The 26,195-nt window shown below is 70.1% G+C and carries 21 protein-coding genes; 7 read left to right on the forward strand and 14 right to left on the reverse strand.

What is annotated here, in order from left to right:
• Nucleotides 1-107: 107 nt before the first annotated feature.
• Nucleotides 108-1,529 (forward strand): ATP-binding protein, encoded by a 1,422-nt coding sequence (locus VZL07_RS12510; protein WP_426755740.1) that lies wholly within the window; start codon nt 108-110, stop codon nt 1,527-1,529.
• Between the two features lie 11 nt (nt 1,530-1,540).
• On the opposite strand, the gene VZL07_RS12515 is transcribed toward VZL07_RS12510, so the two are convergent.
• The 4 genes from VZL07_RS12515 to VZL07_RS12530 are packed head-to-tail and all read right to left on the reverse strand — an operon-like array spanning nt 1,541 to nt 8,020.
• Entirely contained in the window at nt 1,541-2,722 is a 1,182-nt protein-coding gene (locus VZL07_RS12515; protein ID WP_426755741.1) for a Rieske 2Fe-2S domain-containing protein, read from the reverse strand.
• Nucleotides 2,719-4,386 carry a GH3 auxin-responsive promoter family protein gene (locus VZL07_RS12520; protein WP_426755742.1) on the reverse strand — a complete coding sequence of 556 codons (1,668 nt, stop codon included), beginning with the start codon at nt 4,384-4,386 and terminating at the stop codon, nt 2,719-2,721. The genes VZL07_RS12515 and VZL07_RS12520 overlap by 4 nt, the downstream gene beginning before the upstream one ends.
• Complete coding sequence (locus VZL07_RS12525; protein ID WP_426755743.1) at nt 4,383-5,156, reverse strand: hypothetical protein; 774 nt, start codon at nt 5,154-5,156, stop codon at nt 4,383-4,385. The genes VZL07_RS12520 and VZL07_RS12525 overlap by 4 nt, the downstream gene beginning before the upstream one ends.
• Entirely contained in the window at nt 5,153-8,020 is a 2,868-nt protein-coding gene (locus tag VZL07_RS12530; RefSeq protein WP_426755744.1) for an FG-GAP-like repeat-containing protein, read from the reverse strand. Before VZL07_RS12530 ends, VZL07_RS12525 begins: the two co-directional genes overlap by 4 nt.
• 194 nt (nt 8,021-8,214) lie before the next feature.
• On the opposite strand from VZL07_RS12530, the gene VZL07_RS12535 reads away from it, so the two are divergent.
• The 4 genes from VZL07_RS12535 to VZL07_RS12550 all read left to right on the forward strand — a co-directional run bounded on the left by VZL07_RS12535 (nt 8,215) and on the right by VZL07_RS12550 (nt 13,154).
• The gene (locus VZL07_RS12535) at nt 8,215-8,841 is read left to right on the forward strand and encodes a hypothetical protein (RefSeq protein ID WP_426755745.1); all 627 of its coding nucleotides are present in this window, start codon (nt 8,215-8,217) and stop codon (nt 8,839-8,841) included.
• A 96-nt stretch (nt 8,842-8,937) separates the two neighbouring features.
• Nucleotides 8,938-9,975 carry a DUF2169 family type VI secretion system accessory protein gene (locus VZL07_RS12540; protein ID WP_426755746.1) on the forward strand — a complete coding sequence of 346 codons (1,038 nt, stop codon included), beginning with the start codon at nt 8,938-8,940 and terminating at the stop codon, nt 9,973-9,975.
• Nucleotides 9,976-10,082: 107 nt separating this feature from the next.
• Nucleotides 10,083-10,547, forward strand: a complete 465-nt coding sequence (locus VZL07_RS12545) for a DUF4150 domain-containing protein (RefSeq protein ID WP_426755747.1) — start codon at nt 10,083-10,085, stop codon at nt 10,545-10,547.
• Nucleotides 10,548-10,622: 75 nt separating this feature from the next.
• On the forward strand, nt 10,623-13,154 hold the full coding sequence (locus VZL07_RS12550) for a TIGR02270 family protein (protein WP_426755748.1): 2,532 nt from the start codon (nt 10,623-10,625) through the stop codon (nt 13,152-13,154).
• A gap of 8 nt (nt 13,155-13,162) precedes the next feature.
• On the opposite strand, the gene VZL07_RS12555 is transcribed toward VZL07_RS12550, so the two are convergent.
• From VZL07_RS12555 to VZL07_RS12585, 7 genes are all read right to left on the reverse strand, one after another.
• Nucleotides 13,163-13,906, reverse strand: a complete 744-nt coding sequence (locus VZL07_RS12555) for a hypothetical protein (RefSeq protein WP_426755749.1) — start codon at nt 13,904-13,906, stop codon at nt 13,163-13,165.
• Nucleotides 13,907-13,952: 46 nt separating this feature from the next.
• Complete coding sequence (locus VZL07_RS12560) at nt 13,953-14,555, reverse strand: imm11 family protein (RefSeq protein WP_426755750.1); 603 nt, start codon at nt 14,553-14,555, stop codon at nt 13,953-13,955.
• A gap of 78 nt (nt 14,556-14,633) precedes the next feature.
• On the reverse strand, nt 14,634-15,236 hold the full coding sequence (locus tag VZL07_RS12565) for an imm11 family protein (RefSeq protein ID WP_426755751.1): 603 nt from the start codon (nt 15,234-15,236) through the stop codon (nt 14,634-14,636).
• 82 nt (nt 15,237-15,318) lie between these two features.
• Nucleotides 15,319-15,921, reverse strand: a complete 603-nt coding sequence (locus tag VZL07_RS12570) for an imm11 family protein (protein ID WP_426755752.1) — start codon at nt 15,919-15,921, stop codon at nt 15,319-15,321.
• 16 nt (nt 15,922-15,937) lie between these two features.
• Nucleotides 15,938-16,624, reverse strand: a complete 687-nt coding sequence (locus VZL07_RS12575) for an AHH domain-containing protein (protein ID WP_426755753.1) — start codon at nt 16,622-16,624, stop codon at nt 15,938-15,940.
• A 17-nt stretch (nt 16,625-16,641) separates the two neighbouring features.
• On the reverse strand, nt 16,642-17,205 hold the full coding sequence (locus tag VZL07_RS12580) for a DUF6484 domain-containing protein (protein WP_426755754.1): 564 nt from the start codon (nt 17,203-17,205) through the stop codon (nt 16,642-16,644).
• A gap of 60 nt (nt 17,206-17,265) precedes the next feature.
• Nucleotides 17,266-17,760 carry a CinA family protein gene (locus tag VZL07_RS12585; RefSeq protein ID WP_426755755.1) on the reverse strand — a complete coding sequence of 165 codons (495 nt, stop codon included), beginning with the start codon at nt 17,758-17,760 and terminating at the stop codon, nt 17,266-17,268.
• A 265-nt stretch (nt 17,761-18,025) separates the two neighbouring features.
• Here VZL07_RS12585 and VZL07_RS12590 point away from each other — a divergent pair, with 265 nt between their 5' ends.
• Nucleotides 18,026-19,915 carry a penicillin-binding transpeptidase domain-containing protein gene (locus VZL07_RS12590; RefSeq protein ID WP_426755756.1) on the forward strand — a complete coding sequence of 630 codons (1,890 nt, stop codon included), beginning with the start codon at nt 18,026-18,028 and terminating at the stop codon, nt 19,913-19,915.
• Between the two features lie 13 nt (nt 19,916-19,928).
• On the opposite strand, the gene VZL07_RS12595 is transcribed toward VZL07_RS12590, so the two are convergent.
• Nucleotides 19,929-22,508 (reverse strand): glycoside hydrolase family 15 protein, encoded by a 2,580-nt coding sequence (locus tag VZL07_RS12595; protein ID WP_426755757.1) that lies wholly within the window; start codon nt 22,506-22,508, stop codon nt 19,929-19,931.
• Nucleotides 22,509-22,728: 220 nt separating this feature from the next.
• Between VZL07_RS12595 and VZL07_RS12600 the strand changes: the two genes are divergently transcribed.
• Nucleotides 22,729-23,256: a hypothetical protein gene (locus VZL07_RS12600; protein ID WP_426755758.1), complete on the forward strand. Its 528-nt coding sequence runs from the start codon at nt 22,729-22,731 to the stop codon at nt 23,254-23,256.
• A 78-nt stretch (nt 23,257-23,334) separates the two neighbouring features.
• Here the strand turns inward: VZL07_RS12600 and VZL07_RS12605 are convergent, their stop codons facing one another.
• Both VZL07_RS12605 and VZL07_RS12610 read right to left on the reverse strand, forming a co-directional pair.
• Nucleotides 23,335-24,678 carry a sensor histidine kinase gene (locus tag VZL07_RS12605; protein ID WP_426755759.1) on the reverse strand — a complete coding sequence of 448 codons (1,344 nt, stop codon included), beginning with the start codon at nt 24,676-24,678 and terminating at the stop codon, nt 23,335-23,337.
• Complete coding sequence (locus tag VZL07_RS12610; protein ID WP_426755760.1) at nt 24,675-26,096, reverse strand: sigma-54-dependent transcriptional regulator; 1,422 nt, start codon at nt 26,094-26,096, stop codon at nt 24,675-24,677. The genes VZL07_RS12605 and VZL07_RS12610 overlap by 4 nt, the downstream gene beginning before the upstream one ends.
• Between the last annotated feature and the right edge of the window lie 99 nt (nt 26,097-26,195).

Below are 26,195 nucleotides of genomic sequence, written 5' to 3' on the forward strand. Positions count from 1 at the left end.
CTTCGCCGACAAGTGACGCCTTCCGGGCGCTCACCTGCCCTTGGGGGTCGTTCCGCGTAAAAACTGCGCGACCAAATAATGAGGCGCCCACGCACATGGTGAGGACAATGCCTCCAGCCGACGCCGCGTCTCTCGGGAATCCCCACCGGCCCCAAGCCAGCGAGTCGCTCGTCGGTCAGCCGCGGGAGCATGCCCACACCGTCCAGTTCTACGAGGACGAGGACTTCCTCATCGACGTCATCGACGCCTTCATCACGGGAGGGCTCGCCCGAGGGGACCCGCTCGTCATCATCGTCCAGGCGTCCCACCGGCAGAAGCTCATCGCCCGGCTCATGGCCGCGGGCGTGGACACCGCGACAGCCTGCGCGGCCGGACAGCTCACGTTGCTCGATGCCCGGGAGACGCTGGCGCGCTTCATGATGGACGGACGTCTGGACTGGGAGGCCTTCCGGGAAGTCGTGGGCACCCTGATCGAGCGCAGCCTCGCGGTCGCACGGCCTGGCGCGCAGGTGCGTGCCTACGGAGAGATGGTGGATGTGCTCTGCCAGGACGGGAAGCCGGACGCCGCGGTGGAGCTGGAGTCGATGTGGAACGACCTCGCCGTGCTCTACCCCATGTCCCTCCTGTGCACCTACGCCATCGGCCACTTCGGTCAGGCGGCGCATTCCCGCCCCTTCCAGGACGTCTGCAAGGCCCACGCACGCGTCATCCCCACGGAAAGCTACATGCGGCTCGATGAGCCGGAGGACCAGCTGCGCGAGGTCAGCCTCCTCCAGCAACGCGCCCAGGCACTGGAGACGGAAATCCAACAGCGCCGCGAGGCCGAGCAGGCGCTGCGCGACGCGCTCCATTGCAGGGACGAATTCCTGGCACTGGCCAGCCACGAGCTGAAGACGCCCCTCACCGCGCTCCAGCTCCAGTTGCAGTCATTACCGTCGGCCGCGGCGCGGAAGGATGGCGACGGACGCCTGATGGAGCGGCTGGACAAGGCCATCCGCCACACGGAGCGGCTCGCCACGCACATCGATGGCCTGCTCGACATCTCCCGGCTCGGCGATGGACAGGTGCCCCTGATGGTGGAGCAGCTCGACCTGTCACGGCTCATCCGGGACACCGTCGCCCGCGCCATGACCACGGCGGCCGAGGCGGACTGCCGCATCCACCTGACGGCGGACGCGTCCATCCTCGGCGTCTGGGACCCGCTGCGAATCCAGCAGGTGGTGGGCAACCTCCTCGTCAATGCCTTCAAGTACGGGAGAGGCCGCCCCGTCGAGGTCCGCGTCGACGCCGAGCCGGACCACGCCCGAGTCACCGTCAGGGACTACGGCATCGGCATCGCCCCCGAGCATCACGAGCGCATCTTCCAGCGCTTCGAGCGCGCGGTCCCCTCCACCGCCTTCGGAGGCCTGGGGCTGGGGCTCTGGGCGGCGAGACAGGTCGTCGCGGCCCATGGCGGCACCCTGCGCGTGGAGAGCGAGCCCGGCAAGGGCGCCACCTTCATCGTCGAGCTACCCTACCGTCCCGCGTAGCGCCCGCCGCCTCAAATCCAGAAGGCCATGTCCCGTTCGGTGTCCTCGGGGCCCGGGCCCTGGCCGCCCTCGCGCAGCCACCGGCGGTAGGCCTCGATGTCCGCGTGGTGCAGGTCCGCCTCCGTGCCGGAGTACACCCCGCCCCCGGGCCCATCCAGCAAGGCCTCGCGCTGGATGTCCATGATGACCACGTCCTGCTGGATGACCTGCCGCGTGTACCAGCGCACCAGCGGCTTCAGGGCGCGCCCCACCAGGGCTCCGGGCACGTCCACGGGCAGGCGGTAGCTGATGGCCGTGTAGACGAGGCTGTCCGTGGGCCCTACGGGCGTGCACTGCGAGTTGATGACGAAGCCGTGCTCGCCCCACAGGTAGTCCACGCGCGTGACGTTGGGCACCTGGAACATGTCCGTGTGGACCAGCGGCAGGCCCCGGGGATTGAAGAGGCGCCCCAGCCCGGTGACGGCGTCCTGTGCCTGTTTGTATGTCACCAGCACGCTGCCCGCCGCGCGCCGCACCGTGGCCGGCACGCGCCTGCGAGCGGGCTTCCGGAACCAGCCCGGGTGCACGAAGAGCGTGTGCGGCACGTCCATGAAGTTCTCGACGAGGTTCGTCACCCCGTTCGGGAAGCGCGTCACCATGAAATAGACGGTCCATCTGGCCTCGCCCCAGTGGGGAACGCGGAAGGGCGCGGCTCGCGCGGGCGCGGTGCCGCCCATGTAGACGAACACGAGGCCGTCCTGCTCCACGGTGGGGAAGCGCGCCAGCCGGCCCAGGGCGCAGGGCTCGGGCTGGAGCCCCTCGCGCGCGCAGGCGTCGGCATCGAGCAGCTCGCTCCGCTGCGAAGGCCCCAGCGATGGCACCTCCACGACAGCGCCGGACGCGTCATAGACCCAGCCGTGATACGGGCAGCCGATGCGCCCATCGAACACCGCGCCCCGGGACAACCGCGCGTTGCGATGAAGGCACCTGTCCCTCAATGCGGTGGGCTGGCCGTGCGCGTCCCGGAAGAGCACCAGGCCCGTGCCGAAGAGGGTCCGCGCCAGGGGCTGGCCCGGCTTCAGCTCGGCCGACAGACACGCGACGTACCAGTAGTCCTTCAGCGCGCCACAGCGCGAGAGGTCCGCTTCGGCGTCCAGGTCCACGTTGGGAACGGGCGCGGCATCGCGCGGGAGCAGGTGCAGCGGCTGTCTCATACGGCGGCTCCGGAGAAGTGGTCGGCCCAGCCCGGCAGGCGGTGCAGGTCCACCGGCTTGATGTCGCCCGCGCGCTGCCCCAGCGCGACGCAGCGGGCTTCATAACGGCGGACGCCCTCCTCCACACGCACGGCTCGCACCGGGCCCAGCTGTCCCAGCTCGCGCGCGTAGCGGTAATGGTGTCCCTCACAGAAGGCGCGCTCCACGGCCTCGGCGGCGGTGGCGAGCCGCGTGGCGGGAGCGTCCGTCTCCACGTACAGGACATAGCCGGGCGTGGGCGTCCACTCGGGCGCGAGCATCGCAAAGGCGGGGCGCCGTCCCTCGAACTGCTCCGGGAGGATGGCCTCCAGCACGGCCCCCACGCGCGTGGCGGCGAGCTTCTCGCCGACCAAATCGCAGACGGCGTCCGCCCTGCCGACGAAGCGGAGACATGGCGTGGCGTGGCGGAAGCCCTCGACGCGCACCAGGTCCCCCAGCCGGTAGCGCAGCAGCCCTCCCGAGGTGGACAGCAGCACCGTGTACGTGCGGCCCTGCTCCAGTTCGTGCGCGAGGCGCGGACGCGCGGTGGGGAGCTCGGCGTCGATGAACTCGAAGAAGTGGCTGCGCACCGCGAGCACGGGCGCGGGCGCATCGAAGAGCGGCAGGGTGACGACGCCTTCAGTGGCCAGCAGGCCCTTGCCCTGCACCTCCACGCCCGGAAAGCGGCGGAGCGCGGCGGGCAGCGCATGGGCCGCCTGCGCATCCGTCCACATGCTGAGCAGCGACAGCCGAGGCCACAGCTCGCGCGCGCACCAGTCCCTCCGCAGCACGGCCCGCAGCAGAGCGGCTCGCTCGGGACGTGGCGAGAAGCGCATCCGGGACAACACCGCCTGCAACGCCGCCTCATCCCGCGACGGACCCGACATGGGCGGCCGACAGAGCCCCCGCTCCAGGTCATCGGCCAGCCGCTCGCCGTGCCGCTCCAGCGCGGCCAGGAGCAGCGTGAGGAAGCTGGGATTCCACACGCTGATGAGCGTCAGGTCCTCGCAAGCGACCAGATGCCAGAGCGTCACGTAGCGGCAGGTCTCCACGTCCGGCAGCGCGCCCACCTCGCCGGGCACCGCGAAGATTCGCGAGAGCAGCGGTCGCAAGGCGCGTGGGAAGTAGGCGCTGTCCTCCGCGCTGCCCACGCGGATGCCTCCAGCCGTGCGCTCCTGCTTCCGCGCCAGCGGAGAGATGGACCAGTAGCTGGGCCCCGCGCGCACCGCGGGCCGCCGATGGAGAATCTCGAAGAGCATCGGCGACAGGGCCCGCTGGAACTCGGCCAGGAGTCCTCGGGTCATGGGCACCCGCTTGCTCGCTCCGGAAGAACCGCCGGAGAGCTCGAAGCGCAGCACCGGCGCGTGCGTGAGTACCCGGGGCTCGCCCACGGCGATGCGGTCCACCTCTGGCACCAGCACATCCGGCGTCACCCACGGCACCGCGTCCTGGAACTCTCGCGCGCTTCGGATGCGGGGGAAGCCTGGGATGCGCTCCGCCTGCCGGCTCCCCGCGACGGAACGGAGCACCCGCTCCAGACACACCGCCTGCGCGGCTTCGGGGTGATGCAGCGCGCGCTGGAGGCGCAGCGCGGAGGGGGCGAGCACGGCCCGCAGCCCTTCGAGGGGCAGATTGGAAGACCTCACGTCTCCACCCGCACCCCGGCGTGCCGCCGCCCGCGCCGGGCCCCGCCTCGGAGCTGCCCGGCCACGCTCCGCCCCAGCGCCAGGAAGAGGTCCCACCAGCGAATCTCCACCAGACACACCAGCTCCTCCCCCTCACCGTGCCGGGGATTGCGCTCGGCGAAGAAGGCGATGTCCGGGTGCATGGCCGCCGCGCGGTCGATGGGAGCGACACCGTCACGCACGCGGTAGTGCGTCCCCTGGAAGCGGAGGGTGCCTCGTGCCGGGTCGTATTGCGCGCCGAACCAGCGAGCGGCCAGCGCATGCAGGAAGTCCGCGCGCCCGGGCGGTGGCGTCCAGTCCCGTCGCGGCATCGTCCTGGGGAAGTAGTTCACCGCGAGCAGGTACGTCTTGAAGCCGGCGCTCAGCAGCAGCCAGTGCAGCGGACGCGTGGGGTGGCGGAGCTTGCGCGCCAGCATGAAGCGCCCGAAGCACACCTGCAGCACCTTGTGGCCCCACCAGTCGGGGTGGATGACCGTGTCCCCCGAGTACACCACCTCCACCTGCTGGCCGCCCACGGACTCCTCGGCGACGCGCAACGTGCTGAAGCCCACCAGCTCACCGCCGCGCCGCGTGTGCAGGAGGATGACGTACTGCTTCTCCTCCAGGTCCGCGGTGAACCGCTCGGGAGACACGCCCGCGTAGCAGAGCTGCATCAACGCCAGCATCTGCGCGCGCTGCGCCTCCGTGAGCTCGGGCCGCCGCACCGTCGAGCCCTTGAGTGGCGACATCATGGGCGCGAGCTTCCTTGCAGCGCTCCGGCGTCCGGCGGCTGCCGCAGCTCATGCGTCCGGTCGGGCGCCAGGGCCACCTCCTGCACGGCGCCGCCGTACCAGTGCACCCGCGCCGTCACCGGTCCCGCGTACCGCCCCAGCCCGAAGTGCAGCCGGGCATCCGCCGACGCGGAGAAGCCCCCCATCAGCCCCACCTCCTGCACCTGCTCCACGCGCTTTCCACCGTCCTCGTAGGAGAGGACGACGCGGGTGCCCACCGCGCTCCGGTGCGTGCGCTCGCCCTGCCCCACCAGCGTGAGCCCCACGAAGTGCGCGTCCTGACGCCCTTCCGAGCGCAGTGTGTTGCGGTAGAGCGACACCGGCCCGTGCTGGTTGGTGATGAGCACGTCCAGGTCGCCATCCCCGTCGAGGTCCGAGAGGAGCACGCCTCGCGAGTTGTCCGGGTCATCCAGCCCCAGCTCCCGCGCCAGGTCCACGAAGTGCCCGGGCTTCGCGTCGCCCAGGTTGAGGTACGCGCGGCGGGCTTCATTCGGGTAGATGGTACGCCCCCGGATGTCGCCCCACTTGTCCGCGTACGTGTGGACCTCCGGTCCGGACTGCATCAGCTTGTGATTGACGTACCAGTAGTCCTTCCGCTGCCCGTCGGGGATGCGCCACCGCGCCGCGTCCAGCCGGTCATCCACCATGCCATTGGCCTGCACCAGGTCCGGCCAGCCGTCGTTGTCCAGGTCGCCCGCCGCCGCGCCCCAGCCGAATCGTCGCTCGTTGAGCGCGCCCCGGAAGGTGGCCTCGTCGCGGAACTCCGGCGTGAAGGCATCCTTCCCGGGCCCCACCATCCACAGCAGGCTGCCCTCCGCCTGGAGCGAGTGGTGGACGTTGGAGACATACAGGTCCAGCCAGCCGTTGCGGTCGAAGTCCGCGACGGAGGCATTCATGCCCTTGTACGTGTCCTTGCCAATCTCTCCGAAGAGCCGTCCCCGCACGCGTCGGAAGCGCGTGCCGCGCTCGTTGAGGTAGACGTCATCCGGCCCGAAGTCATTGGCCACGTACAGGTCCGTCCACCCGTCGCGGTTGAAGTCCACCGTGCTCACCGCCAGCGACCAGTGCGTCTCCGGCATGCCCATGGCCGAGATGTCCACCTTCTCGAAGGTGCCGTCTCCCCGCCCCCGGTAGAGCGCGTTGAGGCCGCCGTTGGCCGCGTTGTGCCAGCCGTCATGCATGAAGCGGAACATGCGGCGGTCATCCGGATGCTCGGGCTGGGGCAGGCGGAAGAGGTTCAGCGGTACCGGCGGCGAATAGTCCGGCAGGTGCGTGGTCATCACGTTGAGGACGAAGAGGTCCAGGTGCCCGTCCCGGTCGTAGTCCAGGAACGTGAGCCCCAGGCTCACCGCGTGGTCCGTCACCCCCGCGGCCTCCGTCACGTCCTCGAAGCCCGCCGTTCCCGTCTCCCGCAGCGTGTTGCGCAGCAAGCGGATGGGCCCGAAGGCGACCGCCACCGCGAGGTCCAGATCGCCATCGCCGTCCCAGTCCACGAAGGTGCCGCCACCGGGCAGCCCCTCTTCCTTGTAGCGCGTGGCGAATCGCTCCAGCGCGGGGACGGGCACCCGCTCGAAGCGGAGGTCGCCCAGGTTGCGGTAGAGGATGGCGTGGTCCTCGGGGCGGCCCAGCGGGTGCGTGAGGAACAGGTCGGGCCGCCCATCACCGTCGTAGTCCCCCACGGCCACGGCATCGCCCACCGCGACCAGCCACTTCGCGACGTGTCCGAGCCGCGGGTCCAGCTCCTCGAGCGTGTTCCCCATGGTGGAGCCCAGCCCCGCGGCCCGCGTATCCACGCGCTCCAGCCGGAAGGACAGCGGCGAGGCCCGGACACCGGGCGCCGCGGCCCAGGTGTAGCCACCGAGCATGACGGCGCCCAGCCCGCCCACCACGGCGGCGCGCTTCGGCCAGCCGGAGGACACCAGCGTGCGCAGGGACTCGCGCCCCCCACGCTTCCAGGCCGCGCGCGCATGCAGGAAGAGGAAGCGCGCGGTGGCGCAGGTGAGCGCCGCGTAGAAGAACGTGTAGACGCTCTCCTTGAAGTGCAGCACCAGGTCCACCAGCGTGATGGCCAGCGCCAGCAGTATCTGCCCGCGCCGTGTGCCCGGCGAGGTGGCCGGGTCGGTGAGCATGTAGAAGACGAAGATGAAGAACGACGGCGCGCCCAGCGTGCCGAGGAAGAGGACCTCCGGTGGCAGGTGGTGCCGCAGCACGTAGGCCCGCAGCGCCGTCTGGAGCGCGTAGAAGCCGAGGAAGCTGACCACCAGCCAGCCCCGCCCCACGCGGAAGAAGAAGAGCACCAGCGCCGCCATGAGGATGAAGGCGGAGAGCGCCACCTCTCCGTTCGCCCACTGGTAGGCGGGCGCCGCGGTGATGAGCTCACGCGTGAAGAGCAGCGAGATGGCCACGCCGAACATCGATGGGTTGAAGACGTGGCGCCCCTGGAAGGTGAGCACGTACTTCGAGCCGATGGCGACCCACACCGGGAAGAGGAGCAGCCAGCTCGAGTGCGAGTAGTTGAGCAGCAGCGCCAGCGAGCAGCAGGAGATGTACGCGCTCAGGGGAACGACCTTCTGCCGCTTCAGGCCCCAGCCGAGCGCCACGTCCAGCACGCTGCCCGTCACCACGATGGTGGCCATCTGCCACGGGCTGCGATTGAAGCCGAAGAACGTGAAACCGAGCACGCCGTAGAGCGTCAGCAGGAAGGCGAAGGGCAGGCGCGGGTCATCCCAGCGAGGCCACACCCAGCCCCAACGCTCGACGCGCGGCGCCGTGTGCAACGGGACGTACACCTGTGCAGCCGGGCTCACCCCGGGTCCAGCGCTCATGGAAGCCCGCCTCCCGCTGAAGCGCGTCTCCACGCGCGAGCGGAGCGTGCCTCGCGAGGCCCGCGCTGTCCAATCAGGTCAGGGGCTTGCAAGAGCCCCTCCCGCCTGTGCTCACCTGTCGTGGCATTCATTCCTGGCGCACGGCTCTGCAAAGCTCGGGCACAGGCGCTCCACCGCACGAACCTCCGGCCCCGATGCTCTCTTCGCACACCTCCGTCCTGCTCGCCCTGCTGGCGGTCCTCTGCGCCGTGGCCGCGGGTGGGTTCCGTCATGCCCAGAACGTCAAGGGCTCGCGCGGTGGACGCATCTCGGGGCCCAAGCTGGCGTGGCTCTTCTTCGCGGTGTTCCTGTGGTTCCTCGTGTGCCCGCTGGTGGCGCTGGACACCGCGGTGCCCAAGGAAGCGCGCGGCGTGCTGGGCGCCTTCGCGGCGTTCATGTGGCTGCGCGGCGCGGCGGAGCTGTACCTGCTCTACGGGGTGAAGCGCTGGCGGCCGCCCTACGGCGTGGCCCATGACGTGGCGTGCATCGTCCTGGTGCTCGGCGGACTGTTCTGGGGCCGGGCGCGGTGGCTGGGCGAGCTCGAGCCCATGGACGTGTGGGCGCTGGCCGTCCTGGGCCTCGTGCTCGTCAGCCTGGTCGTCGAGGTCGCCTACGCGGCGCTGTTCTTCCACGCCGTGGAAGGCCGCACCACGGGCGAGGACGGCATCTGGTTCGCGGACGAGGAGCAGGCGCGATTCCGCCGCATCAACCGGCTGACGCTGGCGCTCAACGTGCCGCTGTATGCGGGGCTGGTGGGGCTGCTGGTCGTGGGGGCGTGGTAGCCGGACGACGCGCCACGGAACGAGGCGCTTCGGAGTTGCTACACTGCGCGCCCCCACTCCGGTGACGTTCCGCGCGGGAGTGGACACGGGGACACCATGGGACATCCCACCGTCGAGAACGAGACCCCTTTCGCCTTCGACATGATGGGCCTTGCCGATGAGGACGGGCGTCCGCTGTTGCTCCTCGTCGTGAAGGCCACATATGCCATCGGGGCGACCGGGCTGATGCTCGCGGACACGCAGGTCCCCGTGACATGGCGTGGCGAGTCCTGGGGCAGGCCTGGCGAATCCAGCGACAAGTACGAGCCCGAAAGCGCCTTCATCAAGCTGGCCACGGACGTCGCGCTCATCGGCCATGCCTACCCGCCCCAGAAGGGCGCCACGGAAGTCCTGGTGGCCCTCCAGGTGGGCCCGCTGAAGAAGGCCGTGCGCGTCCTGGGGGAGCGCACGTGGTTCAAGAGCATGGGCCGGGTCGCGCCCACCAGGCCCCTCCCCATCGAGACAATCCCGCTCACCTGGGAGCGCGCCTTCGGAGGCTGGGACCGGACGGATGCGTCCAGGCCTATGTACGAGCCGCGAAACCCCGTGGGCACCGGCTTCCGCGCCAGCCCGCGTCACTTCGAGGAAGGGTTGAAGCTGCCCAACCTGGAGGACCCCGCCACCGAGCCCCTTCGCGAGTTCGGCCAGAAGGTCGTCCCCGCGGGCTTCGGCTTCACGTCCCCGCACTGGCAGCCGCGCGCCCGGTTCGGCGGCACGTTTGACGAAGCGTGGAACACGGGTCGCAAACCGCTGCTCCCCAGGGACTTCGACCGGCGCTACTTCAATGCCGCGGCCCCCGGCCTCGTCGCCCCGGGCTACCTGCGGGGAGACGAACCCGTCATCATCGCGGGCGCTTCGCCGAAGGGCCGGCTCGCGTTCTCCCTCCCTGGGCAAGCGCCTCCCGTCGTCACCGTCGCGCTCGAAGGTCGCGAGGACGCCACGCCCTCGATGCACCTGGACACCGTCACGCTCGACACCGATGAGGAGCGCGTCACCCTTCTCTGGCGTGGCCATGTCTCCCTGGATGAAGGCCTGCACGATGTACGCGGCCTGAAGATCACCGCGGAGGGTGTCCCACCGCCCAAGCCGAGTTGAACGGCAGCGCTGACCTCCGCTTCGTCTCCTGGAACCGGCGCTCGGAGCCAGGTGGCTCGCATGGCGCGGGCCCGGCGGGGTAATCTGTCGCCTTGGAGGTGGGAGCCATGCCCGTCAACACTGGCGTGAACAAGATGACCGTGGTGACCAAGGACAGCGGCGGCGTCACCGTCGCCTTCCCCGACGTCTGCAAGACGCCCAGCCCGGCGGGGCCCGTGCCCATCCCCTACCCCAACGTGGCCCAGTCCTCCGACGCCGACAAGGGCACGAAGAAGGTCTCCGTGGCCGGCAACCCGGTCTGCGTGAAGGACTCCAACTTCAAGATGAGCACGGGAGACGAGGCCGGAACCGCGGGCGGCGGCGTGGCCTCCGGCAAGACGAAGGGCAAGGCGGAGTTCGTCAACTTCTCCTTCGACGTGAAGTTCGAAGGAAAGAACGTGGCGCGCGCCTTCGACCTGATGTTGCACAACGACAAGAACACGCCGCCGTTCCCCGTCATGCAGGGGCCCGTCATCGCCATGGGTGGCGATGAAGGCAAGCCCAAGTGCCTTGTCTGCGAAGACGACATCTAGCCACCCGCCGCGATGTCACTTCCTCCCAGCAGCCTCCCGGCATCCGAGCGACCCGACGCATCCATTCGGATGGACATGGCCAGAGACTTCCTCGCGGACGCATCCTTCTTCTGGATGCTGCGTGAGCAAGGACTCCTCGCACCTGACTACTCCTTGCAGGAGCTCCAAGCAGGACCTGAGCAACGACTGCTCGCGTGCCTGGACGCGTTGCTGCTGGGAGGTCCCCGGGTCACCCGGGAGTTGTTGCTGCCGGCGCTGTCCTCGGACGAGCCGGAGCAGGTGGCCTGTGCCGCCAGCGTCCTCATGTCGCAACCCGGGCAGGAGCACCTCGACGCCGTGCTCTCCACGCTGGCGGACGAAGGTGGCGCCAATCCTTCGAGCCAAGGAGCCGCATGGGCGCTGGAGCTCCACCCGAGCCCTCGCGCTGTTCCCCAGCTCCTCGCCTTGTTCGACCAGGGCACCCCCACCGTGCAGGCACGGGTGCTCGACATCCTGACGGCATGGGGGACGGCGCCCTCCCGGAGCCTGGACGAAGCTATCACCTCGAGGGACACCGCCCTGGCTCAGGCAGGGCTGCGCGCTGCACGGCGCTTCCCTTCCCGGCTGGAACGCGCCGCGCTGCAACGTGCCCTGGAGTCCAGCGACGTGGAGGTCCGCAACACGGCGCTGGAGACAGCCTTGCGCCTGGGCCACGCCTCCGCATGGGCCCGTTGTGTCGATGCCGTCCGTCGCAAGGATGCAGGATGGGGACCTCCCGCGGCGCTCCTCGCGATGGGGGGTGACCCTCAAGATTTGGACCTGCTCCTGAAGGCCCTCGAGGAGCCAGCGCTGCGAAAAGAGGCGCTCTGGGCGCTGGGGCTCAGCGGGCGCGTCGCCGCTGTGGGCCCCCTCCTGGAGGCCATGAAGGACGAGTCGGTCGCGCAGGTGGCGGCGGAGGCCTTTTGCGCCATCACCGGCCTCGTCCTCACCGGACCTTTCGTGTCGGAGGCGGAGCCCAGGTCCCCCGATGCGTCCGACGAGGACGCGCCGCCCCTGAGCCCCGAGCACGACCTCCCCGTGCCTGCTCCGGAAGCCGTGGCTCACTGGTGGCAACAGGCCCAGAAGGATTTCTCGCCCCAGGTCCGCTACCTCGGCGGGAAACCTTTCGGAGCCGAAGCGCTCCTCGACGCCCTGATGACGGGCCCCATGCGCAGACGCGCAGCGCTGGCGCTCGAGCTGGCCATCCGGAGCCAGGGCGCCTTCCAGCTTCGCGTCCGCGATTGGGGTCCGAGGCAATGGAAGACACTCCAGGCAGCGAAGGCGAGCTTGCACGGGCGATTGCCGCTGGGGCCATTCCGCGCCTTCTCGCTCCCGGCCGTCCTGACCGACGAGTCCCCCGTGCAAGCAGACGCGCTCTTCCAGCGCGTGGTCTGGCAACGCCCGCCCCCACCGGGTGCGCTCGCCATCACGGGCCTTGGGATGGTGTCGTCGCTTGGCGATGGCGTGGTGGGGAGCTGCGCGGCCGCTCGCGTGGGTGTGGGCCGGCCCGGCGCGCTCGAGGACTTCACCTTCGTGGACGAGGACTCGGGTGAGGAGCTTCCCGTGACGGGGCATGCCATCCCGCATCTCACCCAAGGGTACTCGGGCGTGGGGCGCCTGGTACGGCTGGGGGCAATTGCCCTGGCGGACCTCCAGCACCACTCGGGCATGCAGCCGGGGCCGCGCACGGGCATCTTCCTCAACCTTCCCAGCGGCTTCCTCCTCGAGGCCGCGGAGCGCCAGGCGCGAGCTGCCGCCAGCGAAGCGACGGAGTCCGACGGCGAGGCAGAGGACGCCGATACATCCGCCGAGCTCGACGAGACGCCGCTGCTCGCCGAGACGCTTCGTGAACGCTATGCCCAGACACTGCTGCCCCGGCTGCTGGCGCAGGCCGCCGTGCCAGGGAGCGTCACCCAGCAGGCGGTCTTCTTCGGAGACTCCCCCGGCTTCGTCACGGCCCTCCGCGCCGCGGAACGCGCGCTGAGGTCCGGTGCGCTGGACCGGTGCATCGTGGGAGGCATCGACAGCATCGTTGAACCCGAGTGGCTGGACGCACTGGACGCGCTCCGGATGCTGAAGACGCGCGAGCGGCCCACCGGGCTGATGCCTGGCGAGGGCGCGGCCTTCGTGCTCCTGGAGTCCGCGGACGCGGCCTCTCGCCGGGGCACGCCGGCTGTCGCCTACATCGACGCGATGGCCGCGTCCTCCGAACCCGGACACCTGTTCGCCGGCAAGCCGCACGTCGGCATGGCCTTGTCATCCGTCATCGCGGAGGTGCTTGGGAGCCTCGAGGACCGTGGCCAGACGACGGGGCTCGTCATCGCGGACCTCGACGGAACCGTGCCCCGGGCCCAGGACTGGGGCTACGCGCAGATACGGCTGAACAGCGCGCCCCTGAAGGAGGCTGTCACCTGGTACCCCGCGGATGTGTGGGGAGGGCTGGGCGCCGCGACCGGTGCCTTCGCGGTCTGCATGGCGGCGCGCGGGTTCACGAGGGGCTACGTGCCCACGTCCGGCGTCCTGACCTGGCTCTGGGGATGGAATGGGGAGAGGGCGGCCTTCCACCTGCGCCCGCCCTCCGCACGCTGAGACAGGCTTCAGCGCGCGAGCCGCGGAAGCATCTTGTACTCGGGATGGGTCCGCAGCTGACGGCCCTCCGCCAACCGGAGCAGGGCCAGCCCCTCGACGAAGATGTGGCGCTCCGTGTGGAAGCGCTCTGGGTGGGACGGCACGCCCGCGTCCTTGAACTCTCGCGCCCGTTCGACCAGCAACTCTTCCAGCGCCAGGTCGAACGCCTCCTGGTCCGCTGAAGCGAGGGCTTCGCACACGGCGAGCCGCGTGGAACCACTGTCGGCGGAGCACTGCTGGAAGGCGGCGAGGGCACGCTCGGCCCCAACAGAGAGCCCCTGGGTTCCCGCAAGCAGGAGCTCGTGGAGGAAGTCCGCGTAACGGAAGTCATCCTCGAACTCGTCCTTCTCCGACCATTGGCGGGGCGAATACCGGGCGATTTCCTGCGCCAGACCGGCCTCGCCAGCGGCGAGCGCATCGAACAGCGGCTCCACGTGGCTGGCACACACAAACCGCCCTGGAGACGCGTCCGAACGCGAGTAGGCTCCGGCCAGCAAATCCCTGCGGGCGGTGGCGGACTGACGCAGACACCGCTTGAAGGCGGACGTGTCCGCATCCGCCAGCAAGGAGCTGATGGCGGCGATGCGCAAGTAGGTGGAGAGCCGCGTCAGCAGTGTCTCTCGCTGGAGCACCGTGAGCGGCTGCTTCAGCCCCGCCTCCAGTTCCTCAACCGCCCAAAACGCATTCTCGCGAATGAGGTCCATCTTCAGCATCGGCGCGCTCCCACTGGCGGTTCCAGCCTCAAGGTGATTGCACGACTCAGGCCCGCCCGCGGAACTCGGAGCCAAAGTCCTCCAACTCCTGGAACAGCACGCCGTTGCAGTCCTCGTCCACGATTCGCCGGCCCAGGTCTTCACGAACCAGGATGAGACTGGTCTGCTCCGCGAGCCGGAAGATCTTCACGTCCTTGGGGATCTTCTTCTCATTGAGGACCAGCCGCCGGAAATACAGCACCTGATTCTTCAGGATGGCGTTCATATCGAAGTCGGACTTCTTCGCATCCATGCACGCGACCGACCCCAGCACGTTGGCGATGTAATACGGCGTGGTCAGGACTTTCTTGCGAGGGGTCCGCAGGCGAATGGGCAGGTATTCGATGGAATCCGCCGGAGTCTCCTGCTCCAGGATGCTCTTGAGCTTCTCGGAGACCACCAGCATTCCGAACGTGTTCGGGATGTTGTCCGTCAGCGTGCTACCTCCCTCCTTCGACAAATCGAAGACCAGGCCCTTCGGGAACCAGTCCTCACAGCGGACGCCCTCCGAGAGGAGGTAACCGCGCCCATCCAGCTCTTCCTTGCGGGATGAGTCCAGCCACGCGAAGAACTCGTCCTCGTCGTCGTCCACCCAGGGGTAGTAGCTCACGGCAATCCGCTCCACTTCAGCGCTTCTTCGCCGCGCCCCGCTGCTTCGGAGCTGGCTTGGTCAAGGCGAGTGCACGGCTCAGGCCCGCCCACGGAACTCGGAGCCAAAGTCCTCCAACTCCTGGAACAGCATGCCGTTGCAGTCCTCGTCCACGATTCGCTGGCCCAGGTCCTCACGGACCAGGATGAGCCGGGTCTGCTCCGCGAGCCGGAAGATCTTCACGTCCTTGGGGATCTTCTTCTCATTGAGGACCAGCCGCCGGAAACGCATCACCTGATTCTTCAGGATGGCGCTCATGCGGAAGTCTGACTTCTTCGCATCCATGCACGCGACCGTCCCCAGCACGTTGGCGATGTAATACGGCGTGGTGAGCACCTTCTTGCGAGGCGTCCGCAGGCGAATCGGTAGGTATTCGATGGAATCCGCCGGAGTCTCCTGCTCCAGGATGCTCTTAAGCTTTTCGGAAACCACCAGCATTCCGAACGCGTTCGGGATGCTGTCCGTCAGCGTGCTGCCTCCCTCCTTCGACAAGTCGAAGACCAGGCCCTTCGGGAACCAGTCCTCACAGCGGACGCCTTCCGAGAGAAGGTACTCGCGTTCATCCAGCTCTTCCTTGCGGGAAGAGTCCAGCCACGCGAAGGACTCATCCTCGTCGTCGTCCACCCAGGGGTAGTAGCTCACGGCAATCCGCTCCACTTCAGCGCTTCTTCGCGATGCCCCGCTGCTTCGGAGCGGGCTTGCTCAAGGTGAGTGCACGACGCACTCAGGCTCGCCCGCGGAACTCGGAGCCAAAGTCCTCCAACTCCTGGAACAGCATGCCGTTGCAGTCCTCGTCCACGATTCGCTGGCCCAGGTCCTCACGGACCAGGATGAGCCGGGTCTGCTCCGCGAGCCGGAAGATCTTCACGTCCTTGGGGATCTTCTTCTCATTGAGGACCAGCCGCCGGAAACGCATCACCTGATTCTTCAGGATGGCGTTCATGCTGAAGTCGGACTTCTTCGCGTCCATGCACGCGACCGTCCCCAGCACGTTGGCGATGTAATACGGCGTGGTCAGGACTTTCTTGCGGGGCGTCCGCAGACGAATGGGCAGGTATTCGATGGAGCCTGCTGGCGTCTCCTGCTCCAGGATGCCCTTGAGCTTTTCGGAGACCACCCGCATTGCGAACGCGTTCGGGATGCTGTCCGTCAGCGTGCTGCCCCGCTCGTTCGACAAGTCGAAGACCAAGCCCTTCGGGAACCAATCCTCACAGCGGACGCCCTCCGAGAGGAGGTAACCGCGCCCATCCAGTTCTTCCTTGCGGGAAGCATCCAGCCACGCGAAGGACTCGTCCTCGTCGTCGTCCACCCAGGGATAGTAGTTCACGGCAATCCACTCCACTTCAGCGCTTCTTCACCATGCCCCGCTTCTTCGAAGCTGGCTTGGTGAACAAGTTGATGTTGATGGGGCCTGCCGCAGACACCCAGTTCCAGTAATCCGACTGGAGGCGCATCAGCAAGGCCTTGACGTCTTCTGGTGGACTCCACTCCTTGTGCTTCTTGTCCTTCGCCAACGCGGAATCCAGCGAGTCGCGGACGACGATCATATCGGCCTTCACCAGTTCTGAATAGGCCGGATGACTCCCCGAGTGGTGGGGCAAGCGGTGGAACTCCGAGTCGCGCGACACGGCGGGGAGGAAGATGATGTTCTCCCCATTGTTGATGTTGTAGTCCACACCCTGAAGCATCCGCATCTGGTCACTGGTGAAGTACTTATCGGAGAAGGCCTCCTCCGGAAGCAGATGGTGTGCCTGGTTGATGTACGGGGATTGGCCAATCTTGAAGTTCTGGCCATAGACGAAGGTGTACCGGCGCGCATGCGTCAGGCTGCCAGCCTTGACCCGCTTGTCCCCGCGCACACGGGTGCCTCGCGCCTGGAGCACCCCCTGGATGGTCTCGAGGTCCGCGTAGACCTTGTTCCGGCCCCCGTTGCCCTTGATGTGCTGGTGGCCCTTCTCCCGGTAGTCACGCGAACGCCTGAGCCGGGCCTTCTGCTTGCCCATTCCGGAGAGATGATTCGACGTGGCCATGCGTGCCCCCGTGGAACTCAGTTCAACTCAATCTTACCACCGCGGATGAGCTGGAGCCCCGAGGCGCGACTCTCCACTCGAACCCCGCGAAGAACGATGGTGCCGTCCCGCCGCAGCGTGATGCTGGCCTCGCCGACACGCAACACGATTTCCTTCTCGGCGCCGAGCACCAACCGGTCCTCCTTCGGGGTGTCCTTCGCCTTCGGCTCGGACGGCGGCGCCTCCACGTCGCCAGGGCGCGCCTCGGGACGCCCCGCCGCCTCCAGCAGCTGTTCCAGGAGGGATGGGGCGCTCGGAGCCTGGGCCATGGCCACCAGCAGCGGCCGGGACGGCTCTCCGTCCTCGAAGAGCAGGACCACCTCCCGGCGCTCCTCCACCGCGAGGCGGAGCTGCTCGGGTTCGAGCGCGACGAAGCTGCGCGCCGGCACAGGCATGGCGGTGGTGTTTCCAACGAAGTCCACCAGGGCCAGCCCGTCGGGATTGACGCCCATCAGCCTGCCGACACGCGCCCCGGTGATGGGCTGCCGGTGCTCGCTGCGAACGCCCTTCTCGGGCCTGGTGCCATCATCGGTGGAAGACATGTGGCCCCTTGCGACGGCGTCAGGTGCCGCGCGCCCCATTGACGGGACGCTCGAAGGATATCAGGGCGCCGCCAACCGCTCCATCAGCAGCGACAGCGCGCGCCCGGCGATGGCGCGGCGGACCTCGGCCCGGTCGCCGGTGAAGACGTGCCGCTCCACCTCGGCCTGCCCGCCCCGCCGGAGCACCGCCAGGAAGGCCAGCCCCACCGGCTTGTGCGGGGTACCTCCCCCCGGCCCGGCGATGCCGGTCTCCGCCACCACCCAGTCCGCCGTGGAACGTACCAGGGCGCCCTGGGCCATGGCCTCCACCGCCTCCGCGCTGACGGAGCCATGCGCCTGGAGCAGGGGCAGCGGCACCCCGAGCTGCTCCACCTTGGACTCATAGGAATAGGGAATGAAGCCGCGCTCCACCACCGCGGAGGCCCCCGACACCGCGGTCAGCTTCTCGCAGAGGAGCCCTCCCGTGCAGGCCTCCACCAGCGCCAGCCGCACGCCCGCGGCACGACAGCGCTCCAGCGCCTGCCGCGCCAGGTCCTCCAGGGCTGCTTCCGTCATGGGGCTCACTCCATCGACACCGCGACTGACCTGCACATCCCTGCTTCGCGCCACGCTCCCGGCAGGTGGCCACGCCGTCGCGCGGGAGGACACGCGAACTCGCGCCACCGTAGCAGGCACGGTCCTCCCCGGGTGGAATCTCCTGGGGCGCCCGCTCCGCCCGCGCCCCTCGGGTGTCGTCCACGGGCCCAGCGTCCGTTGACAGCCACACCGTGGCGGTACGCGGAGTGTTCTCAGCGGCGGTTTTCTTGCCCCATCGGCGCGCGTGCGCAACAGAGTCCCGCCCGTGTCCTGGCGAGCGTGGAAGGTCGGAGTCCTTGCGTTGACGGCCGTGCTCCTGGCGGCCTGTTCCTCCAAGCAGGTGCAGGTGCAGCCCGCGGTCAGCCCGGGCCCGGAGGCAGAGGCCGCGGCCTACCTGGAGGCCTGGGCCGCGGGGGACCTCGCCGCCATGCGGCGCGCCGTGCTCCAGCCGCCCGCGCATTTCGACGCACAGCACCAGCAGTTCCGCGACGGCCTGCGCATCGTCTCCTCTCACTTCGAGCTCGGCGACATCCAGCGCGACGGTGATGCGGCGGTGGCCACGTACCGCGCGGTGCACCAGTTGCGAGGGCTCGGTGAGTGGGTGATGGACGGAGCGCTGCGCTTCGTTCGCCAGCAAGGCCAGTGGCGCGTCCAGTGGACCTCGGCGGCGATTCACCCCGAGGCCCGCGAGGGAGACCGGTTCTCCCGCAGCCGGACGGCACCGGAGCGGGCGGACATCCTCGACGCGCGCGGTGCCCCGCTCACCGTGCAGGGCGAGGTCATCACCATTGGCGTCGACCCCACCCGCATCCGGAATCGCGCGGACGTGGCCTCGGCGCTCCAGGCGCAGCTTGGCGTGCTCCCGGCGCAGCTGGACGCGGCGCTGAGCTCGGCCGGCCCGACGCCCGGGCGCTTCGTCCCCATCATCGACCTCCCGCCAGCGCGCTACCAACAGGTTCGCCCCGCGCTGGCCCCCGTGCCCGGCATCTTCTTCCGCCGCAAGAGCGCGCGGGCTCCCGTCGATGGCCTCGCGGCGCACACCCTGGGCCGCGTCGGCGAGGTGACGGCCGAGCTGCTCCCGCAGCTGGGGCTCACCTACCTGCCCGGGGACTTCGTGGGCCTGTCCGGCCTGGAGCGCGCGTATGAGGTCCAGCTCGCGGGGAGCCCCTCCGGCGAGGTCCTGCTCACGCGTCCCTCGGGCGACACCCACGTCCTCTTCCGCTTCGATGGAGAGCCGGGGGCCCCGCTGTCCACCACGCTGCGCCGAGAGGTCCAGGCCGCCGCGGAGGCCGCGCTCGACGGGGTAACACAGCCCGCGGCCCTGGTCGCCGTGGACAGCAGGACGGGCGCCATCCTCGCCATCGCCAGCCGGCCGCTCTCGCAGCCGCTGCACCGGGCGCTCACCGGACGCTATCCGCCGGGGTCGACCTTCAAGGTCGTCACCACGGAGGCGCTGCTCGCGCGGGGGATGCGGGCGGACTCGCCCGTCGCGTGCCCTCCCGTGACGATGGTGCGCACCAAGCCCTTCCGAAACTTCGAGGGCGAGTCCCTGGGCGACACCACGCTGCGGCAGGTCTTCGCCCATTCGTGCAACACCGCGTTCGTGACGCTGGCGACGCAGCTCGGGAGTGACGCGCTCGCCGCGGCGGCGCGCCGCTTCGGCTTCGATGTGCCCTACTTCCCCGGACTGTCGTCTCCGGGGGCGTCGTTCCCGGCACCGGCCGATGCCATCGAGCTCGCCGCCGCCGCCATCGGCCAGGGGCGCGTCCTGGCCACGCCCCTGCACATGGCCTCGGTCGCCGCCGCGGCGGAGTCCGGCGAGTGGCGGGCGCCCTTCCTCGTGGAGGGGCTGGAGGACGGCCCGAGCAGCCCGCTCTCCGACGGCACCCGGAAGCCCCTCGCCGCGCTGATGCGCGCGGTCGTGACGGAGGGCTCGGCGAAGGCCGCCAGGCAGGTCCCCGGGCTCGGCGGCAAGACGGGCACGGCCGAGTTCGGCACCGTCCCGCCACTCCCGACGCACGCGTGGTTCATCGGTTTCCGCAAGGGCATCGGCTTCGCGGTCCTGGTCGAAGGCGGCGGCGTGGGCGGGCGGGTCGCCGCGCCCATCGCCGCGAAGTTCGCCGGCGCGCTGTGACGCGCTCCCGCGCTCAGGCCCTGCGGCGGCGCAAGGCCACGGCCAGCCCGGCGACGGCCACCACCAGCCACAGCGCGACAGCGCCCGGCCCCGTCGCGTTGCAGCCGCCCCCACCGCCTCCGACGTCTCCACCGGCACCGGCATCCGGCGGCGTGCCCGCGTCCGGCGTCTGCGGCCCCGCGTCCGGCTCCTGCGTGCCCGAATCCGGCGTGCCCGCGTCCGGCTGCTTCGTCAGCGTGCTCTCGTCGAAGTACGCGCCGCACGCCGGGTCGCTCACGCCCGCCGCGCGGTGCTCCAGTGCCAGCACATAGGCCCCCGCGCCGAAGCCCGCCATGGGGGTGTTGTACTTGTAGGCGGCGGTCGTCTCGTCGTACGTCTCCGCGATGGCCAGGTAGTTCATCAGCGACTGGTCCGTCACCCACTTCAGCACGCGGTCGGCGCGCGCCACGTCACCGCCCATGCGCTTGGCCACCGCGCCGCGAAGGCTGACGATGACCCACTCGGCGCTGTCGTACTCGCTGCCCCAGGGGCTCATGTCCGAGCCACCCGGGTGGTCATACCGGTCATCGTTGCGCTGCCAGCCCGCGCCCGCCGGCGAGGACAGGCGGAGGTCCAGGCCGCGGTAGGTGGCCTGCGCAATCTTCCCCGCCGGGTCGAACAGCTCGAAGGCGAAGGCATCGAACACCGCCGCGTCCCAGTACCCGCGGCCCACCCTCAGCTCCTCCAGGTTCGACGCGAGCGCGAAGTTCCCGTCCGTCAGCTTCTCCGCCATCGCGCGGCGGAGGGACTCACCCGCCTGCCGGTAGCGCGCCGCGCGCTCGGTGTCCCCCACCCGCTGCGCCAGCTCCGCCGCGTCGCACAGGCCGCGCGCGGCCGTGAGGCTCGTGTACGTCCACGAGCGCTGGCGCCCGTTCCAGTGCGTCTCCCAGATGGACGAGTCCGGGCGGATGAGCCCCGTCACCGGGTCGATGAGCGCCACCAGCGCGTCCCCTACCTTCGTGGACACCGTGGGCCAGGTCTCATCCACCAGCGTGGTGTCGCCCGTCGTCCGCTCGTAGTGCCGCAGCGCCCAGAGGAAGAGGCCGAAGCCGTCGAACTCGATGTTCGGCCCCGCCTCGTTGAAGTCCGTCTCCTCCACGCCGAAGCCGTGGTAGCGCGTGAGGGTGATGATGTACGGCGGCATCGAGTACGGCTCCAGCTCGCGCCAGTGCTGGAAGCGGCCGCTGTCCGCGTTGAGGTAGTAGGACAGCGCGTCGCGGGCCTCGCTCCGCATGCCCAGCGTGGCCATGCCCGCCACGGCGTAGGCGCCGTCGCGAATCCACGCGTAGGTCCACTGCCCGGGCGGAAGGCTCGCCAGCACCGCGCCGTAGCCCGCGTGCCGCACCATCCCCGGCAGCGTCGCCGTCGTTCCGTCGGGGGCCTTGAAGCGCGTGCGCCGCGGCTCACCGTCCCGGGACAGGAACTCTCGCAGGAACACGTCGCGCGAGCGCACCTGCGCCATGTGCAGCACCACCGCCGAGTGCCGCAGCAGGGACTCCTCGTCCGCCGACAGGCCCGCCGGCGCCTTCACCGTGTCCGTCTGGAACGCCGCCCAGTGCGCCACCTCCGCGTCCACCAGCGCCTGCGCGGAGGACGTGCCCGCGTAGTCCGTCAGCCACTGCCGCACGGTGGCCGCGGCCTCGGGATTGCCATGGTGCGCGAAGGCCACGCCCACCCATCGCTCCGCGCCCGCCGGGAGGTCGCCCAGGTTGAACTGGTACGCGGTGGCCCAGCCCGTCCCCACCGAGGGCTGCGCCGTGAAGTCCTGCAGGTCCTGCCCGCCGCCGCCGTTCACCACGTTGTAGGCGTTCTGGGAGCCCGTCGCGTTGGACAGCCAGGCGGACCGCCTCGCCACCGTGCCCAGCGGCCGGGCCACCAGCACACCCGCGAAGCCCTTCTCCACGAAGTCGTTGCCGTTCAGCTCCACCGTCTCGCCATTCTCCTCCACGTCCGCCATCACGCCCGGACGGCCGAAGCCCAGGTGGAAGTTGTGGAGCGAGAAGGCGCTCACGCCCGCGACGGGCGCGGTGCCGGTGTTGCGCACGCGCAGCGCCATGACGAAGGACGCATGTGGCAGGCCCTGCGGCGCGAACACGAACGTCGTCGCCTCCAGCGTGCCCACCCGCTGCACCAGCGACGCCACGCCCGTGCCACCCGTCTTCTCCGGTGCCCACGCCGCGTAGCCGCTGGCGTCCCGGTCCGCCTCCTGCGTGCTGAGCCAGCGCTGCGTCCCCCCGGAGCGCAGGCCGAAGAAGGCATCGAAGAGCAGGTCGCGTGAGTGAATCACCTGGGGATGGCCATTCGCGAAGACGTCGTTGCCCGCCGCGTCGATGACGGGCTCCTCGGTGGCGAAGAGGTGCTCGCGGAAGTGCGTCACCTTGCGCTGCTCCACGTCCAGCATCACCGCGCCATGGCCGTTGGCGGAGGGCAGGCGCAGGAAGGAGCGCTGGATGGGGACTTCCGCGCGAGCGCCCGTGGCCACGGTGCAGAGAAGCGCCAGGAGCAGCACGGGCGGCCGGCCGACGCGATGAGACAGACGGGGGGTGGGAATCATCCGGCGGATTCTGGGGCCCTTCCCGCCCCCAGGCCAACGGGTGTGAACGCACCTCTCTCGCTGTCCTTTCCAGGAAAGGCTGTTTCAAACGGCCATTCGCCCCCGGTTCTGGCGCCTCCGCGTAAGCGCCTGTCGCCATGGACCGGCCAAGAAATGGGACTCATCACGTTGTGACTGTGGCGCGGCCCCGGAAGGACCCACCACCGCGCCAGGAGACTCCATGACTTCGCTCGCCCGGCCCGCGAGGCTGACCAGGAAGCACTCCGGAACCTTCCTTCGCATCCTGCTGACCCAGGTGCTCTACGTCGCGCCGCTCTTCTGGTTCATGGAGCTGGCGCAGAACGTGGCCTGGCGCTGGATGAATGGGGACTGGGGCTGGGTGTTCCCCAAGTCGCCCTACCACTGGTTCTCCTTCGGGAGCCTCATCCTGTGGGCCGGCTGCGTGGCGCTCTTGTGGAGCCTGCACTACTTCTGGTTCTACCCGCGCCGCATCAAGGTGTGGCCGCGGCTGGTCATCGGCGCCGCGGTGTGCTGGGTGGGCGAGTGGTTCGGCGGCTACGTCGCCGCCAACGTCTTCAACCACCCGCTCCAGGTGTGGCCCACGTCATCGCTCGTCTACGTCCACTACAGCGCCATCTTCTTCTGGGTGAGCAACTGCATCGTCTACCACCTGCTCACCATCGACGTGGTGGACCTCACGCCGGAGTACGACGCGCCTCCGGCCACCCCCCGCGCGCAGGTCGCCTGAGCGGCGCGCCCCGGACCTGACAACCCCGGGCGAGCCAGGGCCCGGGCGTCAGGGGAGTCCACCAGGGGCCGCGCGGCCTCACGTGCCCTGCGGCAGCTTCAGGCGCGCGCGGCAGCCCTTGCCCTCGGGGCGGTTCTCCAGGCGGAGACTGCCGCCGTGGGCCTCCGCAATCTGCCGGCTGAGCGCCAGGCCAATGCCGCTGCCCTGGGGCTTGGTGGTGAAGAAGGGCACGAAGAGGTTGCCGGTGTCCGTCATGCCCGGGCCTTCGTCCTCCACCCAGACCTCCACCGTGCCGGGCGCCAGCACGGCCCAGGACACCCAGACGTCGCCAGCGGCCCCGGGCTCCGACAGCACCGCGTCCACGGCGTTGCGCACCAGGTTGATGAGGACCTGCTCCAGCTGGTCCCCGTCGCCTCGCACCACCAGCCCGGGCCCCGCGCGCACGCCCACGTTCCGGCGCTTCTCCAGCGCGGCCACCCGACGCACCCACGCCTCCACCTCCACGTCGCCCAGCGTCGGCGGCGGGAGCTTCGCCAGGTTCGCGTAGGCAGACATGAAGCGCGCCAGCGCCTGGGCGCGGCGGGCGACGATGCCCAGCCCGCTCTTCGCGTCCTCCTCCCAGTCGGAGGGGCGCGGCTGGAGCAGCAGCGTGTCTCGCAGGGCCTCCGCGATGGAGCCGATGGGCGCCAGCGAGTTGTTGATTTCGTGGCTCAGCACGCGCACCAGCCGCCGCCAGGCCTCGCGCTCCTGCTCGCGCAGCGCCAGCCGCAGGTCCGCGAGCACCACCAGCTGGTGCGGCAGGCCGCCCTGCCGGAAGCTGCCCCGCCGCAGCTCGTAGGGCCCGCCCTCCTCCGCGAAGGTGCGCGTCAGCCGGCGCGGCACCGGGCCCTCCAGCAGGTCCGCCAGCCCCAGGGCCCCGGCGCCCTTGCCCATCAACTGCGAGCGCGACGCGCCCAGCAGCCGCTCACCCGCGCGGTTCACCAGGCGCAGCGTGCCCGCCCCATCGAAGGCCAGCACCCCGACGTCAATCTCCTCCATCACCTGCTCCAGGAGCGCGTCCGCCTCCAGCGCCCCCAGCCGCTGCTCGCGCAGGGTGTCTGCCAGCGCGTTCACCTCCAGCAGCACCTCGCCCAGCGCGTCGCCCACCCGCGCGCCGCGGCCTCGCACGGAGTAGTCACCCTCGCGCAGGGCGGACAGCAGGTTGGCCACCGCGTGCAGCGGCCGCATCACCCGCTCGCGCACCAGCAGGCCCACGCCCAGGAAGGTGCCCACCACCAGCGAGGTCAGCGTCCACTGCACCTTCGCGGAGAAGTCCCCCGTCCACACCAGCACGAGCGCGGCCACCGAGCCCGGCAGCCCCGCGAGCCAGGCGAGCCCCAGCACCTGCAGGTCATGCGGCGGTGGCGGGCGCGCCTGGGTCACCGAGCGCCCTTGATGCCGTAGTACTGGAGCCGCCGGTACAGCGCGCTGCGCGACAGCCCCAGGCCCTTGGCCGCCTCGCTCACGTTGCCCTCGTGCCGCGCCAGCGCGCGCTCGATGAGGTAGCGCTCCACCTCCTCCAGCGTCATCTCCTCCAGGCGCGTCATGCCCTCCCGGCCGCCCCGCTTGAGGAGCAGGTCCTCCTGCGTCACCTCGTCGCCCGAGGCCATCAGCAGCGCGCGCTCCACCGCGTGCTCCAGCTCGCGCACGTTGCCGGGCCACGGGTAGGCCAGCAGGGCCTCCAGCGCCGCCGGGGACAGCCGGACGCCGGGCCTGCCGTAGCGTCGGCCCTGCTCCGCCAGGAAGTGCGCGGCGAGCAGCGGAATGTCCTCGCGGCGCTCGCGCAGGGGCGGCAGCTGCACCTCCACCGTGTTGAGGCGGTAGAGCAGGTCCTCGCGGAAGCGCCCCTCCGCCACCGCCCTGGACAGGTCCACGTTGGTGGCGCTCACCACGCGCACGTCCACCCGGCGCGTCTTCGACGAGCCCACCGGGTGCAGCTCGCCCGTCTGGAGCACGCGCAGCAGCTTCGCCTGCTGCGACAGCGGCATGTTGCCAATCTCGTCCAGGAAGAGCGTGCCGCCGTCCGCCAGCTCGAAGCAGCCGATGCGGTCCGCCTTGGCGTCGGTGAAGGCGCCCTTCACGTGGCCGAAGAGCTCGCTCTCGAAGACGCCCTCGGACAGCCCGCCCGAGTTCACCGCGACGAAGGCCCGCTCCGAGCGCGTGGAGGCCGCGTGGAGCAGGCGCGCCACCACCTCCTTGCCCGTGCCGTGCTCGCCCGTCACCAGCACGTTGGCGCCGGAGGGCGCCACGCGCTCGATGAGGCGCCGCACCGGCTGCATGGCGCGCGACTCCGCCACCATGGCGAACTGGCCCCCCTGGCCCCGGCGCAGGTGCTGGTTCTCCTCCTCCAGCCGGCGGCTGCGCTTCAGCGCCCGGCGCAGCTCCAGCTGGGTGCGCAGCGTCGCCAGCAGGCGCGTGTTGTCCCAGGGCTTCTGCACGTAGTCGCGAGCGCCCGCGCGCATGGCCTCCACCGCGCCCTCCACGCTGCCCCAGGCCGTCATCACCACCACCGGCAGGGAGGCATCCTGCCCCCGGATGCGGCCGAGCAGGTCCATGCCCTCCTGCCCGGAGGTGGTGTCACGCGCGTAGTTCAGGTCCATCAGGACCAGGTCCACGTCCTCGGCCTCCAGCGTGGCGAGCGCGCCGGCGGGGGACTGGGCGGTGACGACGGTGAGCCCGTCGCGTTTGAGGAGCAGCCGCAGGGCCTCCAGGACGTCGGCCTGGTCGTCGGCGATGAGGACGCAGGGAGGCCGCGCCGCGGCGGAGGGAGGATTCGGAACGGATAGGGCGGATTCGGACACGGGCGATACCTGGGAGGAGGAATGTGCCAGAAATGGCCAGCGGCCGCGCGCGAGGGCGTTGAGGGCGCCCCCGGGCCAGGGCACGCTCGCCAGCCAGGA

The sequence above is a fragment of the Pseudomyxococcus flavus genome (assembly GCF_050038885.1).
GTDB lineage: Bacteria > Myxococcota > Myxococcia > Myxococcales > Myxococcaceae > Myxococcus > Myxococcus flavus.